Raw genomic sequence first — 16,268 nt, 5'->3', positions numbered from 1 at the left:
GCGCATCAGGCACAATCATGAAAACAAGATAAACAAGCTCACCTAGTCCATTTTTCTTTTTGAGGAGTCCAGCATGACGCAATTGAAGCTGCCCACCGGCATGGAAATCTCCGGCGAGATCAAGCCGGGTTACGAAAACGTCCTGACCTTCGAGGCCCTGTCGCTGGTCGCCAAGCTCTCGCGCGCCTTCGAAGGCCGTCGCCAGGAACTGCTGGCCGCCCGCGCCGAGCGCGTCAAGCGCCTGGATGCCGGCGAGCGCCCCGACTTCCTGAAGGAAACCGAATCCATCCGCACCGGCGACTGGAAGATCGCGCCCATCCCCGAGGCCCTGAAGTGCCGTCGCGTGGAAATCACCGGTCCGGTGGAACGCAAGATGGTCATCAACGCCTTCAACTCGGGCGCCGACAGCTACATGACCGACTTCGAGGATTCCAACTCGCCGGTCTGGGATAACCAGATCAGCGGCCAGATCAACCTGTCCGACGCGATCCGTCGCACCATCTCGCTGGAATCCAACGGCAAGAGCTACAAGCTCAACGACAAGATCGCCACCCTGGTGGTGCGTCCGCGTGGCTGGCACCTGGATGAAAAGCACGTCACCCTGGACGGCAAGCGCATCTCCGGCGGCATCTTCGACTTCGCCCTGTTCCTGTTCCACAACGCCAAGGAACAGCTGGCCCGTGGCGCCGGCCCGTACTTCTACCTGCCCAAGATGGAGTCGCACCTGGAAGCGCGTCTGTGGAACGACATCTTCGTCATGGCGCAGAACGAGATCGGTCTGCCGCAAGGCACCATCAAGGCCACCGTGCTGATCGAAACCATCACCGCCGCCTTCGAGATGGAAGAAATCCTCTATGAGCTGCGCGAGCACAGCGCCGGCCTGAATGCCGGCCGTTGGGACTACATCTTCTCCTGCATCAAGAAGTTCAAGAACGACAAGGACTTCTGCCTGGCCGACCGCGCCAAGGTCACCATGACGTCGCCCTTCATGCGCGCCTATGCACTGCTGCTGCTGAAGACCTGCCACAAGCGCGGCGCCCCGGCCATCGGCGGCATGAGCGCGCTGATCCCGATCAAGAACGACCCGGAAAAGAACGCCGTGGCCATGCAGGGCATCATCAACGACAAGCGTCGTGACGCCACCGATGGCTACGACGGCGGCTGGGTTGCGCACCCGGGCCTGGTCGAGGCATCGATGAAGGAATTCGTGGCGGTGCTGGGCGACAAGCCCAACCAGTTCGAGAAGCAGCGTCCGGATGTGGACGTGAAGGCGGCCGACCTGCTGAACTTCCAGCCGGAGACTCCGATCACCGAAGCCGGCCTGCGCTACAACATCAACGTCGGCATCCACTACCTGGGTGCCTGGCTGGCCGGCAACGGTTGCGTGCCCATCCATAACCTGATGGAAGATGCGGCCACCGCCGAGATCAGCCGTGCCCAGGTGTGGCAGTGGATCCGCAGCGCCAAGGGCAATCTGGAAGATGGCCGCAAGGTCAGCGCCGACATGGTGCGCGCCATGATCCCGGAAGAGCTGGCCAAGGTGAAGCAGGTGGCTGGCGACGGTCCTACCTATGACCGTGCGGCCAAGATCTTCGAAGAGATGTCAACCTCCGAGACCTTTGCCGAGTTCCTGACGCTGCCGCTGTACGAAGAAATCTGATTCAGATCCGCTTCAGTCAGAATGAACATCCCCGCCACTCGCAAGAGGGCGGGGATTTTTCATGGGCCGGGGTGCTGTCGAGGTGATGTGCAGCTCGTCCGTACGGCATATCCCGGCCAGCTGCAAAAGCGGCAGACGAAAAAAATCCCCGACGAGTCGGGGATTTTTTTTAGCTTGAAAAGCTTAAGCAGCCGGAACGATGTTCGAAGCTTGCTTGCCCTTCGGGCCGGTGGTCACTTCGAAGGAAACGCGTTGGTTTTCCTTCAGCGACTTGAAGCCATTCGATTGAATAGCCGAGAAGTGAGCGAACAGATCTTCGCCGCCTTCGTCCGGGGTGATGAAGCCAAAACCTTTTGCATCGTTGAACCACTTGACGGTACCAGTTGCCATTACGGACTCCTAAATTTAATTGATTGGGGCTTGCGCCCGGCTCTTTATCGTTACTCGGGAGGAATGACAGCGAAGAACCGCACTACCAGCTCGAATCCTAACGACGCGACGATTATACTCATTAAATCGAGAATGCAAGCCATTTTCGGCTCGAAAGTTCAATTAAAAGTTTTAATGGTTTTTTTCGGTGCTTTAGATTTCTCTACATGCTGGCAAATGGTGCAGGATGTCGCCCTGTATCCCTTGTCTGGTGCGGCTTTCCGGTTGTCGGACAATGTCTGACATTGTCCTGTCGGGCAGTTTCCTACAGCGCTTTTTCGGCGTTTTGGCGGTAGATCAGCACAACGGCATCCGTGGCAATCCCTTCTTCACGACCCAAAAAACCCATTTTTTCGTTGGTTTTCGCCTTGATGTTCACTTGCTGCTCAGAAATCCCCAGATCGGCCGCGACATTGACCACCATGGCCGGAATATGCGGTGCCATCTTGGGGGCTTGGGCGATGATGGTGGCATCCACGTTACCCACGACATAGCCAGCCGCTGCCAGGCGTTTGCCGGCTTCGCGCAGCAGCACGCGTGAGTCGGCGCCCTTGAATTGCGGGTCGGTATCGGGGAAGTGGCGACCGATGTCGCCCAGCGCGGCCGCGCCGAAGAGAGCGTCGGTGATGGCGTGCAGCAGGGCGTCAGCGTCGGAGTGGCCCAAGAGGCCCTTCTTGTGCGGGATGGTGACGCCGCCCAGGATCAGCGGGCGGCCTTCGACCAGGGCGTGACAGTCATAACCCTGGCCGATGCGGAAGGGGAAGGCAGTGCTCATGCGTGCGGACCTTTCAGGAAGAATTCGGCCAGCGCGGCGTCCTGCGCCAGCGTGACCTTGAGATTACGGGGGCTGCCTTCGACCAGGCGCGGGCGCAGGCCCAGCATTTCGATGGCGCTGGCGTCATCCGTGATGGCGGCCAGGCGATCCTGCTGGCGCGCCTGTTCCAGGGCGTGCTGCAGCAGGGCGTAGCGGAACATCTGCGGTGTCTGCGCCGCCCACAGGCCGGCGCGCGGCACGGTGTCCTGCGAGCGGGACTGGTCATCGCCGCGTTTGAGGGTATCCACCACCGGCAGTGCCAGCAGGCCGCCAACCTCATCATTGGCCAGCGCATCGAGCAGACGGTCGATCAGCACGGCGTCCAGGCCGGGGCGGGCGGCGTCATGGACCAGCACCCAGTCGCCATCGGCGGCCTGGGCGCGGATGGCCTGCAAGCCATTGAAGACACTGTCCTGCCGCGTTGCGCCACCCACGCGCAGCACCGTGGTGTGCGCCAGCAGGGCGGGGGGGAGCAGGGCGTCGATCCAGCCATCCTCGGGGCTAACCACCACGAAACTGTGGTCGATACGAGGATGCGCGGCAAAGGTCTCCAATGCATGCAGCAGCATGGGCTTGCCGGCCAGTGTCATGTATTGCTTGGGAATTTGCGCGCCCATGCGGGCGCCCACGCCGGCGGCCGGGATCAGCGCGTAATGTTGCGAGGTAGCGGGGGAAGACGACGGAGCGTTCATGCGGGCCAGACCGGCCCCGCTCACGGCCCGCCTGGCGGCGGCCTGGGATGGGACCATCGTTTATAATGAGAGGCTGAATTCTAATGCCAATCCCTTGCAAACGGCCGGCATTTTGCGGCGCCGCACGCGCGGTGGCCGCTGCTGATGCACCTGTCCAATGAACCGAATGAGGCCGCACCAGGCCGAACCCAGTCGAGTTAAGCCGATCCCCCGATCCTGAATGTCCTTCGATCCGAAAAAATCCCTGCCCAAGACGGGTGTCCGTTTCCAGCCGCCGGCCGTGCACGGTTCGGCCGATGCCTACCTGCTGGCCCAGGCCGCCCTGGCGCTCAAGGCCGAAGGCCGCATGCTGGCCGTGGTGGTGGCCGGGGCTACCGACGCCCAGCGCCTGCTTTCCGAAATCCCCTGGTTCCAGCCCAAGGAAGGCCAGCGCCTGCGCTGCCACCTGCTGCCGGACTGGGAAACGCTGCCCTACGACGCCTTCTCGCCGCACCAGGACCTGGTCTCCGAACGCCTGGCCACGCTCTATGAAGTGCAGTCCGGCCAGTGCGACCTGCTGATCGTGCCGGCCACCACGGCGCTGCTGCGCATGGCGCCGCCGCAGTTCCTGGCGGCCTATACCTTCTTCTTCAAGCAGGGCGAGAAGCTCGACGAGGCCAAGCTCAAGTCCCAGCTCACCCTGGCCGGCTATACCCACGTCGGCCAGGTGATGTCGCCGGGCGAATATTCGGTGCGCGGCGGCCTGATCGACATCTTCCCCATGGGTTCGGTGCTGCCGTACCGGCTGGACCTGTTCGGCGACACCATCGAAACCATCCGCACCTTCGATGCCGACACCCAGCGCTCGCTCTATCCGGTACCGGAAGTGCGTCTGCTGCCGGGTCGCGAATTCCCCATGGACGAGGCGGCGCGCCTGGCCTTCCGCAACCGTTGGCGCGAAGTGTTCGAGGGCGATCCCACGCGCTCGGCCATCTACAAGGATATCGGCAACGGCATCGCCTCGGCCGGCATCGAATATTACCTGCCGCTGTTCTTCGACGAGACGGCCACGCTGTTCCAGTACCTGCCCGCCAACGCCATGTTCGCCACCGTGGGCGACATCGAGCAGTCCATCAAGCGCTTCTGGAGCGATACCCGCTCGCGCTGGACCTTCCTCAATGCCGACCGTGAACGTCCGGTGCTGGAGCCCAAGGCCATCTATCTGGATGATGAAGATTTCTTCACCCTCCTGAAACCGCATGCCCGTTGGGTGCTCAAGACCGACGATGCCCCCTCGGCGATATCCGCGTCGCTGCCCAATATCGCTGTCAACCGCCGCGCTGATGATCCGCTGGTGAACCTGCGCAGCTTCTTGGTCAAGGGTGCCGAACGCGTGCTGATCTGTGCCGAGACCAATGGCCGGCGCGAAACCCTGCAGCAATACTTCGCCGAATACGACCTGCACCCGGTGCTGTGCGAGGACTGGGAGGCCTTCCTGGCCAGCGACGAACCGCTGATGCTGGGCGTAGCGCCCCTGCAGGCCGGCTTCATCACCGCCGACGGCCTGGCACTGCTGACCGAGACCGAACTGTATGCCGGCAGCGGCCGCCGCGTGGGCAGCCGCAAGCAGCAGGCGGCCACCGATGTCGAGTACATGGTGCGCGACCTGTCGGAACTGAAGATCGGTGACCCGGTGGTCCACAGCAGTCACGGCATCGGCCGCTACATGGGCCTGGTCAGCATGGACCTGGGCGAGGGCGAGACCGAATTCCTGCATCTGGAATACGCCAAGGAGACCAAGCTCTACGTGCCGGTCTCGCAGTTGCACGTCATTTCGCGCTATTCCGGCGCCTCGCCGGAAGATGCGCCGCTGCATGCGCTGGGCTCCGGCCAGTGGGAAAAGGCCAAGCGCAAGGCCGCCCAGCAAGTGCGCGATACCGCCGCCGAATTGCTGAACCTGTACGCCCGCCGGGCGCTGCGGCAGGGTCATGCGTTCCAGTATTCGGCGCATGACTATGAAGCCTTTGCCGACAGTTTCGGTTTCGAGGAAACAGCCGACCAGGCCGCCGCCATCAATGCCGTCATCAAGGACATGACCGGCGGCAAGCCCATGGATCGCCTGATCTGCGGCGACGTTGGCTTCGGCAAGACCGAGGTCGCCCTGCGTGCCGCCTTCGTGGCAGTGATGGGCGGCAAGCAGGTGGCCATCCTGGCGCCGACCACGCTGCTGGCCGAACAACATGCGACCACCTTCGCCGACCGCTTCGCCAACTGGCCGGTGAAGATCGCCGAACTGTCGCGCTTCCGTACCGGCAAGGAAGTCACGCAAGCCATCAAGGGCCTGGGCGATGGCACCATCGACATCGTCATCGGCACCCACAAGCTGCTCTCGGATGAAGTGAAGTTCTCGCGCCTGGGCCTGGTCATCATCGACGAGGAACACCGCTTCGGCGTGCGCCAGAAGGAAGCGCTCAAGTCCCTGCGCGCCGAGGTCGATGTATTGACGCTCACCGCCACCCCCATCCCGCGTACGCTGGGTATGGCGCTGGAAGGGCTGCGTGATTTTTCGGTCATCGCCACGGCGCCGCAGAAGCGCCTGGCCATCAAGACCTTCGTGCGGGGCGAGAGCGAATCCACGATCCGCGAAGCCTGCCTGCGCGAATTGAAGCGGGGTGGCCAGGTCTATTTCCTGCACAACGAAGTGGAGACCATCGCCAACCGCAAGGCGGCGCTGGAAGCCTTGCTGCCCGAAGCCCGCATCGCCGTGGCCCATGGCCAGATGCACGAGCGTGACCTGGAAAAGGTGATGCGCGACTTCGTGGCGCAGCGTTTCAACATCCTCTTGTGCACCACCATCATCGAAACCGGCATCGACGTGCCCACCGCCAACACCATCATCATGCACCGCGCCGACAAGTTCGGCCTGGCGCAGTTGCACCAGTTGCGCGGCCGGGTCGGCCGTTCGCACCACCAGGCCTATGCCTACCTGTTGGTGCAAGACGTGCAGGGGCTGACCAAGCAGGCGCAGCGGCGCCTGGAAGCGATCCAGCAGATGGAGGAACTGGGCAGCGGCTTCTACCTGGCCATGCACGACCTGGAAATCCGTGGTGCCGGCGAAGTGCTGGGCGACCACCAGTCGGGCGAGATCCACGAGATCGGTTTCCAGATGTATTCCGACATGCTGAACGAAGCCGTGCGCGCCCTGAAGGATGGTCGCGAGCCCGACCTGGCCGCGCCGCTCTCGACCACCACCGAGATCAACCTGCACGCGCCGGCCTTGCTGCCCAATGATTATTGCGGCGACGTGCACGAGCGTCTGTCGCTCTACAAGCGCTTCGCCAACTGCGAGAAGTCCGACGCCATCGACGCCCTGCAGGAAGAACTGATCGACCGCTTCGGCAAGCTGCCCGACCCGGCCAAGGCGCTGATCGAAACGCATCGCCTGCGCATCGCCGCCAAGCCGCTGGGGATCATCAAGATCGATGCCCATTCCGAGGCGGCCTTGCTGCAGTTCGTCCCCAATCCGCCGATCGATGCCATGCGCATCATCGAACTGGTGCAGAAGAACCGCCAGGTCAAGCTCAACGGCCCGGACAAGCTGCGCATCACCGCCAGCATGCCCGACCTGGCGGCGCGGGTGCAGCAGGTCAAGACCACCATGAAGGCGCTCACCGGCTGATCGCCTGAGCCCGGCTCACCAGCGTTTTTACAACGAATCACGCATCAACGACATCACCCCAAGAACATGAACCTGATCCTGCAAGCCCCCAAGCAACACGCTGTCTCCACCGCCGACATCGACGCCATTGCCGCCCTGGCCGGTGGTCGCGCCGAACGCATCGCCCCCAGCCGCGTGGCCGACGCCGACGCCTGGCGTGTGGCCGGCGTGAGCCTGAGCGATACGCTCAAGGCCAGCATCGATGGCGCCTGCCTGAAGGCCCATTTGGACTACGCCTTCATCGAGGAAGGTCGCAAGCTGGCCGATTTCCGCCTGGTCGCCATGGACATGGATTCGACCCTCATCACCATCGAATGCATCGACGAGATCGCCGACATGCAGGGCCTGAAGCCCCAGGTCGCCGAGATCACCGAGGCCGCCATGCGCGGCGAGATCGAATTCAACGAAAGCCTGACCCGCCGCGTGGCGCTGTTGAAGGGCCTGGATGCCGGCGCCCTGCAACGCGTCTATGACGAACGCCTGCAACTCTCGCCCGGGGCGGAACACATGCTGAAGGCCGTGCAGGCGGCCGGCCTGAAGACCTTGCTGGTCTCAGGAGGCTTCACTTTCTTCACCGACCGCATGAAGCAACGCCTGGGCCTGGATTACACCCACGCCAATACCCTGGAAGTGGCCGACGGCAAGTTGACCGGCAAGGTGGTCGGCGGCATCGTCAATGCGGATGAAAAGCGTGCCACGGTCGAACGCATCTGCCGCGAGATCGGCGCCGAGCCGTCCCAGGCCATCGTCATGGGCGACGGCGCCAATGACCTGCGCATGATGGGCATCTCGGGCCTGTCGGTCGCTTTCCGCGCCAAGCCGGTGGTGCGCGCCCAGGCCAGTGTGGGCTTGAATTTCGTCGGACTGGACGGCATCTTGAACTTGCTGGCCTGAATCCAGGACCAGCCAACCGACCCACTTCAGGAGACACGATGAACCAGGAACTGGTATTGGATTCGCAAACGCAGGCGGGCCGCGACCTGGTGTGGTGGCTTTATCTGGCCCATGCCGCCTGCCTGGTGTTTTCGCTGGGCATGCTGTCTTGCCTGCCGCTGATCGTCAATTACCTCAAGCGCGGCGATGTCCGCGATACCTTCCTTTATACCCATCATCGCTGGCAGATCCGCTCGTTCTGGTGGTATCTGTTCTGGCTCATCGCCGGTGGCGTGCTGTGGGCGACCGTGATCGGCATCCCGCTGGCGGTGCTGGTGTTCGCCCTGGCCTGGATATGGAAGGCCTACCGGCTCATCAAGGGTTTCCTTGATCTGCAGGACAACAAGCCCATGCCGGTGTGATCCGGCCGGCCGCTCCGGCTGAGCTCAACACTTCCACGGCGCCCTCGATGGGCGCCGTTTTCATTGCAGTGAAGCAAAACTCCCGGCTGCAAGGGATAATAGTGATATTGAAACGTTTCAATGATAATCTCGAATTATTACTAGACAGCATGATGCGGTTTTCCTGCCTTTCGTCCGGCACTGGCCCGAGCGAGCAGGGAGGAAAGCCGTTTCCATCCAAAGGAAAGCCTGCGCATGAAGAACTGGACGATCAAGCAACGCATACTGGGTAGCTTTGGGCTCATCCTGCTGCTGATGGCCTTGATGGCGGGCATTTCCGCGGTCAATCTGGGCCGCATCGAGAAGAGTGCCACGGCGCTGCGCCAGGATTCGACCCCCGGCCTGTACTACAGCACCATGATCAATGCCGCCTGGTACGAAAACCTGCTGATGACCCAGCAGATCGCCCAGATCGATACCAGCGAGGCCGAACGCCAGGCCAATCTGGCCCTCTTGCGCCGCAACGGCGAGCGGCTGGACCGTCTGCAGGAAGACTACGAAAAGACCATCTTCGCCGACGACGATCGCAAGCTCTTCGAGCAATTCAAGGAAACCCGCCAGAAATACCGCGCCCTCGTCACCGAGGTGCTGAAGATGGACTTCAGCCAGCGTCCGTCCATCGACAAGCTGTTCAACGAGCAGATCCGTCCGCAGTGGCGCTTGGGTTATCAGTTCACCCAGCGCATGGTGGAAGTGAACAAGGGTATCGCCGATGACGCCGCCAGCCGCATCAACGATGCGGTCACCTCGGCCCAGTTCGCCATGCTCACTTCGCTCATGGCGGCCTTGCTGGTGGCGCTGGTATGCGGCTTCTTCCTGATGCGCGCCATCAATGAGCCCTTGCAGAAGCTCATGCGCATCCTCGACGTGATGCGCTCGGGTGACTTTTCAAGCCGTGTGGCGCTGGATCGCAAGGATGAGTTCGGCGTCTTGGGGAGCGGCTTCGACCGCATGACCGATGAACTGACCGCACTGGTCTCGCAGGCCCAGAAATCCTCGGCGCGGGTGGCCACCTCGGTCACCGAGATCGCCGCCACCGCCCGCCAGCAACAGGCCACGGCCGCCGAGACGGCTGCCACCACCACCGAGATCGGCGCCACCTCGCGTGAGATCTACGCCACCTCGCGCGACCTGGTGCGCACCATGAACGAAGTCTCGGTGGTATCGGACCAGACCTCGTCGCTGGCCGGCAATGGCCAGGCCGGCCTGACCCGCATGGAAGACACCATGCAGAACGTGATGGACGCGGCCGGTTCGGTCAGCGCCAAGCTGGCCATCCTCAACGAAAAGGCGGGCAACATCAATCAGGTCGTCACCACCATCACCAAAGTGGCAGACCAGACCAACCTGCTGTCGCTGAACGCCGCCATCGAAGCCGAGAAGGCCGGCGAACACGGGCGCGGTTTCTCGGTCGTGGCCACTGAAATCCGCCGCCTGGCCGACCAGACGGCCGTGGCGACCTACGACATCGAAGTCATGGTCAAGGAAATCCAGTCCGCCGTGGCGGCTGGTGTGATGGGCATGGACAAGTTCTCCGACCAGGTGCGACGCGGCATGCAGGACGTGCAGACCGCCGGTAGCCAGTTGTCGCAGATCATTGCCCAGGTGCAGGCGTTGGCACCGCGCTTCCAGACCGTCAATGAAGGCATGCAGGCCCAGGCCAACAGCGCCGAGCAGATCAACCAGGCCCTGGTGCAACTGTCCGAGGCGGCGCAGCAGACCGTGGAGTCGCTGCAGCAGTCGGGCCAGGCCATCGAGGAACTGAACGTGGTCTCCAACGAATTGCGCAATGGGGTTTCGCGCTTCAAGGTGATGGACTGAGCCGCAAGGCGGATCGCCTGACCATGAGCGAGTCTTTGTTCCTGCTGTTTTCGCTGGGCGCCGAGCGCTATGCACTGTCTACCGCCGAGGTGGCGTCGGTGCTGCCGCTCTCGCCTTGCAAGGCCCTGCCCGGGGCACCCCCCTGGGTGGCCGGTCTGCTGCACCACGGTGATGGCCACGTGCCGGTGATCGACCTGTCGCATCTGGCGCTGGGCCGTGCTGCCGCGGCACGCGTGAGTACCCGCCTGGTGCTGCTGCACTACCACGCTGGCCTGCCCGCGCCGCAGTTGCTGGGCCTGATCCTGGAGCAGGCCACCGAGACCTTGCGCTGTGATCCTGCCGGGTTTGTCCCGGCGGCCGTGCGTAATGAGGGCGCGCCTTATCTGGGCCCGGTGCGGCCCTATCAGGGTGGATTGCTGCAGCGGGTGCAGGTCGAGGACCTGCTGGACCCGGCCACCCGCGCACTGCTCTTTCCGCAGGAGCCGGCATGAAGGCCCTGCCGCACATCGCCGACAAGCTCAAGCTTGCGATGGGCCTGGACATGGCCACGGTGGGTGCCAGCCTGATCGAACGCGTGGTGCGCGAGCGCATGACAGCCTTGGAAATCAGCGATGACAGCCTCTACCTCGCGCTGCTGCAGACCTCGGCCGCGGAGTTGCAATCCCTGATCGAACTGGCGGTAGTGCCGGAGACCTGGTTCTTCCGCGATCGCGAAGCCATACTCGCGGCTGCCCGCCTGGCCCGCGAGCGCCTGGCCGCACAGCCTGCGCTCCCGATACGCATCCTCAGCCTGCCGTGCTCCACCGGCGAAGAACCGTATTCCCTGGCCATGGCCCTGCTCGATGCCGGCCTGCTGCCAGGCCAGTTCGTGATCGACGCCTACGATATCCGCACCCGCTCGCTGGAGATCGCCGCTGCCGGCATCTATGGGCGCAACTCCTTCCGGGGGCGCGACCTGGGCTTTCGTGACCGCTATTTCACTGCGCATGACGGCCAATGGCACTTGCAGCCACACATCCGCGAGCAGGTGCGCTTTGCCCCCGGTAACCTGCTGGCACCGGATTTCCTGCGGCATGCCGCCCCTTACGATTTCATTTTCTGCCGCAACGTGCTGATCTACTTCGAACGCGACGTGCAGCACACCGTGGTGAACCTGCTGGAAGGCCTGATGAAGCCGGATGCCGTCATCTTCGTCGGTCCGGCCGAGGGCGGCATCCTGTTGAGTCCGCGCCTGGAGTCGGCTGGCATCGCCCTGGCTTTCGGGTTTCGCAAGCGCCCTGTACAGCGGGCCAGCGGCCATGTGCCGGCCTGGGCCGCGCCAGCCAAAACCGCGGCGGTGCCACCGCCCGTATCTGCCATCCCGATGGGCGCGCCTGCTGTCGCGGCTAAGCGCCGGCCAGCCGTGCCGGCGCCGTCTGCGATGGCTTCGCCGCCGGTCGCGCTGCCATCCGGCCAGTTGGAGCGCGCGCGGCTGCTGGCCGACCAGGGCCAGCTCGAACAGGCCCAGGCCTTGTGCCAGGAGGCCATCCAGGAGCAGGGGCCGAGCGCGGCTGCCTTCTATCTGCAGGGCCTGATCCTCGACGCCGGTGGCGACCACGAGCAGGCACAACGCTGCTATCGCAAGGCGCTCTACCTGGAACCCGAGCACCAGCCCGCACTCTTGCACCTGGCCGCGCTGCTGCAGGCGCAGGGCGATATCGCCGGCGCCGAGCGCATGCGTCAGCGTGCCGCCCGCCTGAGCCCGTCACGGGAGGACGCACATGGCTGAAGTGATGCCAACCGATGCCGTGATCGATGACTGCTGGAACCGCATCGGCACCAAGGGCGATGGCACTTGCTCCGAGCTGCAGCAGCACCTGCGCTGCCTGAATTGTCCGACCTTCGCCCGCGCCGCCCTGCAGCAGCTCGATCGCATTCCGGCCTCGGCCGAGGTGGCGCAGCAGTGGATGCATTCCGCCGTGGGGACTGAGCCACCGCAGCAGGGTGCAGACGCTTCCGCGCTGGTGGTGCGCATCGGCGGCGAGTGGCTGGCCATTGCCGCCACGGTGGTGCAGGAAGTGGCCGAGACCCGTCCCGTACACAGTCTGCCGCACCAGCGCAACCCGGCCATCAGCGGCGTGCTCAACATCCGGGGTGCATTGCGCATCTGTGTCTCGCTGGCGCAGTTGCTGCAATTGCAGACGGAGTCAGCGGCGGGGCAGGGCGCTTCCCATCTGCTGGTGACCGCCTACGAAGGCCAGACGCTGGTCTTCCCGGTGGAGCAGGTGGTGGGTGTGCACCGCTATGCCCCTGATGCACTGGCGCCGGTACCGACTACGCTGGCCCACGCCACGATCCAGTACACGCGGGGCATGGTGGAGTGGCGTGGCCGACAGATCGGCCTGCTGGACCATGAATTGCTGTTCTACGTACTCAACCGGAGCATGACATGAGTACGCCCGACCTGAGCCAGATGTCCATGCTGGACCTGTTCCGTTTCGAGGCGGAAAGCCAGATCGCCCAGCTCAACGCCAGCCTGCTGGCGCTGGAGTTGCAGCCAACGGCGGCCGAACACCTGGAAGCCTGCATGCGTGCCGGTCATTCGCTCAAGGGCGCAGCCCGTATCGTCGGGCTGGAAACGGCGGTCAAGGTTGCCCACGTGCTGGAGGACTGCTTCGTGCTGGCCCAGCAGGGCAAGCTGCTGCTGGAGAAAAAGCACATCGATGTGCTGTTGCGCGGGGCCGACCTGCTGGGACGCATCGCTTCTCCGCCCGATGGCGACGAAGCCTGGGCCGATCACGCCGGTAGCGCAGAGGTGCAAGCCTTCCTGCTGGCCCTGCCCGCGGTGATGAGTGGTGGCGACGCGGCTCCGTGGCCACACACTGCTGCGCCAGCTGCCGCTGCGCCCTCTGCGCCTTCCGCACCTTCCACTGCTGCCCAGGCCGAACCCACCGAGACCGTGGCGTCGCCCGCCCCTCTGGTGGCTGCCGTCGCTGCCGAGTCCGCGCCGGCATTGTCCGCGCCTGCCTCCACGCCCGCGCCGGTAGCGGCCCCTGCCGGTACACGTTCCGTGCGGGTCAGCGCCGAGAGCCTGGATCATCTGCTGAGCCTGACCGGGGAATCCCTGGTCGAATCGCGCCGTCTCAAGCCCTTCGCGGCCAGCATGCTGCGCATGAAGCGCGTGCAGCGCGAAGCCATGCTGGCACTGGACCTGCTGCAGCAAAAGCTGTCCACCACCCAGCTGGATGAATTCACCCAGGCCACCTTGTCCGAATTGCGTACGCTGATGCAGCAGAACCAGCATCTGCTGGGCGACCAGGTCAATGAACTGGAGGCCTTCGACCGCCGCTCGGTGAACCTGTCGCAGCGTCTCTACGACGAAGCGCTGGCATGCCGCATGCGGCCCTTCGCCGATGGCACCGGCGGTTTTGCCCGCATGGTCCGCGACGTCGGCCATACCCTGGGCAAGTCGGTGCGGCTGGACATCAGCGGCAGCGTCACCCAGATCGACCGCGACATCCTGGAAAAGCTGGAAGCCCCCATCGGTCACCTGCTGCGCAATGCCGTGGACCACGGCATCGAAGACGGCGCGATCCGCCGGGCGGCTGGCAAGCCGGAGCAGGGCGTGGTGCGGCTGGAGGCCCGGCATAGCGCCGGCATGCTGCTCATCGAAGTGAGCGACGATGGTGCCGGCATCGATATCGAACAATTGCGGCGCGCCGTGGTGGCGCGCGGACTGTCCAACGAAGAGACGGCGGCCCGTCTGTCCGAGGCGGAGTTGCTGGAATTCCTGCTGCTGCCCAGCTTCACCCTGCGTGACACCGTCACAGAGATTTCCGGGCGCGGCGTGGGGCTGGACGTGGTGGCCGACATGCTCAAGCAGGTGCGTGGCACGATCCGCATCACCACCCGGCCGGGGCAGGGCAGCCGTTTCCTGATGCAATTGCCGCTGACCCTGTCGGTGATCCGCAGCCTGCTGGTGGAGATTGCCGGCGAACCCTATGCATTCCCGCTGGCCTACGTCAACCGCACGCTGCGCCTGCCAGCCGAAGCCTTGCAGACGCTGGAAGGCTACCAGCACTTCAGCCACGAGGGCCGCCAGATCGGCCTGGTCAGTGCTCATCAGGTCTTGCAGAAGGGGCAGTGGCGCGCCCGTGACGGCAGCGTCTGCGTGGTGGTCATCGGCGAACAGGAGCACAGCTATGGCGTAGCGGTGGATGCATTCCTCGGCGAGCGCATGCTGGTGGTGCAGCCGCTGGATCCGCGCCTGGGCAAGATCCCCGATGTGCAAGCCGGTGCGCTGATGGAAGATGGTGCGCCGCTGCTGATCCTGGATGTGGCCGACATGCTGCGCACGGTGCAGAAGCTGACCTCGTCCGGGCGCCTGCAGACGGTGGACCAGGACGGCGCTGCGCAGGCCGCCGTGGCCGCCCGCAAGAAGGTGCTGGTGGTCGACGATTCGCTGACCGTGCGCGAGCTGGAACGCAAGATGCTTGCCAATCGCGGCTATCAGGTCACGGTGGCAGTGGATGGCATGGATGGCTGGAATGCGGTGCGCGCCGAGCACTTCGACCTGGTCATCACCGATATCGACATGCCGCGCATGGACGGCATCGAACTGGTCAGCCTGATTCGCGGCGCACCGCAGCTGCAGTCGCTACCGGTGATGATCGTGTCCTACAAGGATCGTGAGGAAGACCGGCAGCGCGGCCTGGAGGCCGGCGCCGATCACTATTTCACCAAGAGCAGTTTCCATGACGAAAGCCTGTTGCAGGCCGTCACGGATTTGATTGGAGAGGCGACATCGTGAAGATCGGGATCGTCAACGACACGCCCATGATGGTGGAAGTACTGCGCCGGGTCGTCGCCGAGAGCGGCCGGCACGAGCTGATCTGGATTGCCCGCGACGGTGAACAGGCAGTACAGATGTGCGCCTGGCAGTTGCCGGACGTGGTGCTGATGGATCTGCTCATGCCCAAGGTCGATGGCGTGGAAGCCACCCGCCGGATCATGCAGGAGACACCCTGCCCGATCCTGGTGGTGACCTCGGACATGGATACCAGTGCCGCCAAGATCTACGAGGCGCTGGGCTATGGTGCGCTGGATGCCACCCAGACCCCGGCCCTGATCGGCGCGGCCGGCAAGCGTGACGCCGCAGCGCTGATCGAAAAGATCGACAACCTCGGCCGGCTCGGTCCGGAAGTGGTGACCGCGCCGGTGCGGCCCGGCGTGCGACCACTACCGTCGGTGTCCTCGGAAGACCTGGCACCCCTGGTGGCGGTAGGGGCGTCGGCCGGTGGTCCGGCGGCGCTGGCCACCTTGCTCAAGCAGTTACCGCGCGAGTTCGGGGGCAGCATCGTGATCGTGCAGCATATCGATGCCGGCTTCGCGCCCGGCATGGCGCAATGGCTGCAGCAGCAGTCGCTGCTGCGGGTGCGCCTGGCCGGCGAGGGGGATCTGCCACGCCGTGGCGAAGTCCTGCTGGCCGGCAGCAACCATCATCTGGTCTTCAAGGAAAACAGCCGGCTGGCCTATGTCGAAGGCGCTGCCGCCGACGTCTACCGGCCGTCGGTGGATACCTTTTTCCACAGTATCGTCCGGCATTGGCAAGGCAAGGCCACCGGCGTATTGCTCACCGGCATGGGGCGCGATGGCGCAGCCGGCCTGAAGGCCTTGCGTGAGAACGGCTACCACACCATCGCCCAGGACCAGAAAAGCTGCGCGGTCTATGGCATGCCCAAGGCGGCGGTGGCCCTGAACGCTGCCGTCGAGGTGCTGTCCGTGACGGCTATCGCCGCGCGGCTGCAAGCCATCGTGGCGTCAACATGAAGAATAGAAGGAA

General features: G+C 64.1%; 13 protein-coding genes. 10 read left to right on the top strand and 3 right to left on the bottom strand.

Annotated elements, in window-relative coordinates; translation table 11 throughout:
- Positions 1–73: 73 nt before the first annotated feature.
- Positions 74–1,660: a malate synthase A gene (gene aceB, locus HWE04_RS12440; protein ID WP_006464464.1), complete on the top strand. Its 1,587-nt coding sequence runs from the start codon at positions 74–76 to the stop codon at positions 1,658–1,660.
- Between the two features lie 183 nt (positions 1,661–1,843).
- Here aceB and HWE04_RS12435 read toward each other — a convergent pair whose 3' ends face one another.
- The 3 genes from HWE04_RS12435 to ispD all read right to left on the bottom strand — a co-directional run bounded on the left by HWE04_RS12435 (position 1,844) and on the right by ispD (position 3,595).
- On the bottom strand, positions 1,844–2,050 hold the full coding sequence (locus HWE04_RS12435) for a cold-shock protein (RefSeq protein ID WP_006464465.1): 207 nt from the start codon (positions 2,048–2,050) through the stop codon (positions 1,844–1,846).
- Positions 2,051–2,354: 304 nt separating this feature from the next.
- On the bottom strand, positions 2,355–2,864 hold the full coding sequence (gene ispF, locus HWE04_RS12430; protein WP_077238277.1) for a 2-C-methyl-D-erythritol 2,4-cyclodiphosphate synthase: 510 nt from the start codon (positions 2,862–2,864) through the stop codon (positions 2,355–2,357).
- On the bottom strand, positions 2,861–3,595 hold the full coding sequence (gene ispD / locus HWE04_RS12425) for a 2-C-methyl-D-erythritol 4-phosphate cytidylyltransferase (RefSeq protein WP_241812629.1): 735 nt from the start codon (positions 3,593–3,595) through the stop codon (positions 2,861–2,863). Before ispD ends, ispF begins: the two co-directional genes overlap by 4 nt.
- Positions 3,596–3,815: 220 nt before the next feature.
- Between ispD and mfd the strand changes: the two genes are divergently transcribed.
- From mfd to cheB, 9 genes are all read left to right on the top strand, one after another.
- Complete coding sequence (gene mfd, locus HWE04_RS12420; protein ID WP_241812580.1) at positions 3,816–7,253, top strand: transcription-repair coupling factor; 3,438 nt, start codon at positions 3,816–3,818, stop codon at positions 7,251–7,253.
- Positions 7,254–7,319: 66 nt separating this feature from the next.
- Positions 7,320–8,186 carry a phosphoserine phosphatase SerB gene (gene serB / locus HWE04_RS12415; protein ID WP_241812579.1) on the top strand — a complete coding sequence of 289 codons (867 nt, stop codon included), beginning with the start codon at positions 7,320–7,322 and terminating at the stop codon, positions 8,184–8,186.
- 38 nt (positions 8,187–8,224) lie between these two features.
- On the top strand, positions 8,225–8,587 hold the full coding sequence (locus HWE04_RS12410; protein ID WP_241812578.1) for a DUF4870 family protein: 363 nt from the start codon (positions 8,225–8,227) through the stop codon (positions 8,585–8,587).
- A 234-nt stretch (positions 8,588–8,821) separates the two neighbouring features.
- Positions 8,822–10,447 carry a methyl-accepting chemotaxis protein gene (locus tag HWE04_RS12405; RefSeq protein WP_241812577.1) on the top strand — a complete coding sequence of 542 codons (1,626 nt, stop codon included), beginning with the start codon at positions 8,822–8,824 and terminating at the stop codon, positions 10,445–10,447.
- A 23-nt stretch (positions 10,448–10,470) separates the two neighbouring features.
- Positions 10,471–10,938, top strand: a complete 468-nt coding sequence (locus tag HWE04_RS12400) for a chemotaxis protein CheW (RefSeq protein WP_241812576.1) — start codon at positions 10,471–10,473, stop codon at positions 10,936–10,938.
- A complete protein-coding gene (locus HWE04_RS12395; protein ID WP_241812575.1) occupies positions 10,935–12,215 on the top strand; it encodes a CheR family methyltransferase in 1,281 nt (426 codons plus the stop codon). The genes HWE04_RS12400 and HWE04_RS12395 overlap by 4 nt, the downstream gene beginning before the upstream one ends.
- The gene (locus HWE04_RS12390) at positions 12,208–12,879 is read left to right on the top strand and encodes a chemotaxis protein CheW (protein ID WP_241812574.1); all 672 of its coding nucleotides are present in this window, start codon (positions 12,208–12,210) and stop codon (positions 12,877–12,879) included. The genes HWE04_RS12395 and HWE04_RS12390 overlap by 8 nt, the downstream gene beginning before the upstream one ends.
- The gene (locus HWE04_RS12385) at positions 12,876–15,236 is read left to right on the top strand and encodes a hybrid sensor histidine kinase/response regulator (protein ID WP_241812573.1); all 2,361 of its coding nucleotides are present in this window, start codon (positions 12,876–12,878) and stop codon (positions 15,234–15,236) included. Before HWE04_RS12390 ends, HWE04_RS12385 begins: the two co-directional genes overlap by 4 nt.
- Entirely contained in the window at positions 15,233–16,255 is a 1,023-nt protein-coding gene (gene cheB / locus HWE04_RS12380; RefSeq protein ID WP_241812572.1) for a chemotaxis response regulator protein-glutamate methylesterase, read from the top strand. Before HWE04_RS12385 ends, cheB begins: the two co-directional genes overlap by 4 nt.
- Positions 16,256–16,268: the final 13 nt, after the last annotated feature.

The organism is Herbaspirillum sp. C7C2 (assembly GCF_022627865.1).
Lineage (GTDB): Bacteria > Pseudomonadota > Gammaproteobacteria > Burkholderiales > Burkholderiaceae_D > Herbaspirillum > Herbaspirillum frisingense.
This window is presented reverse-complemented; position numbering and strand designations above follow the sequence as displayed.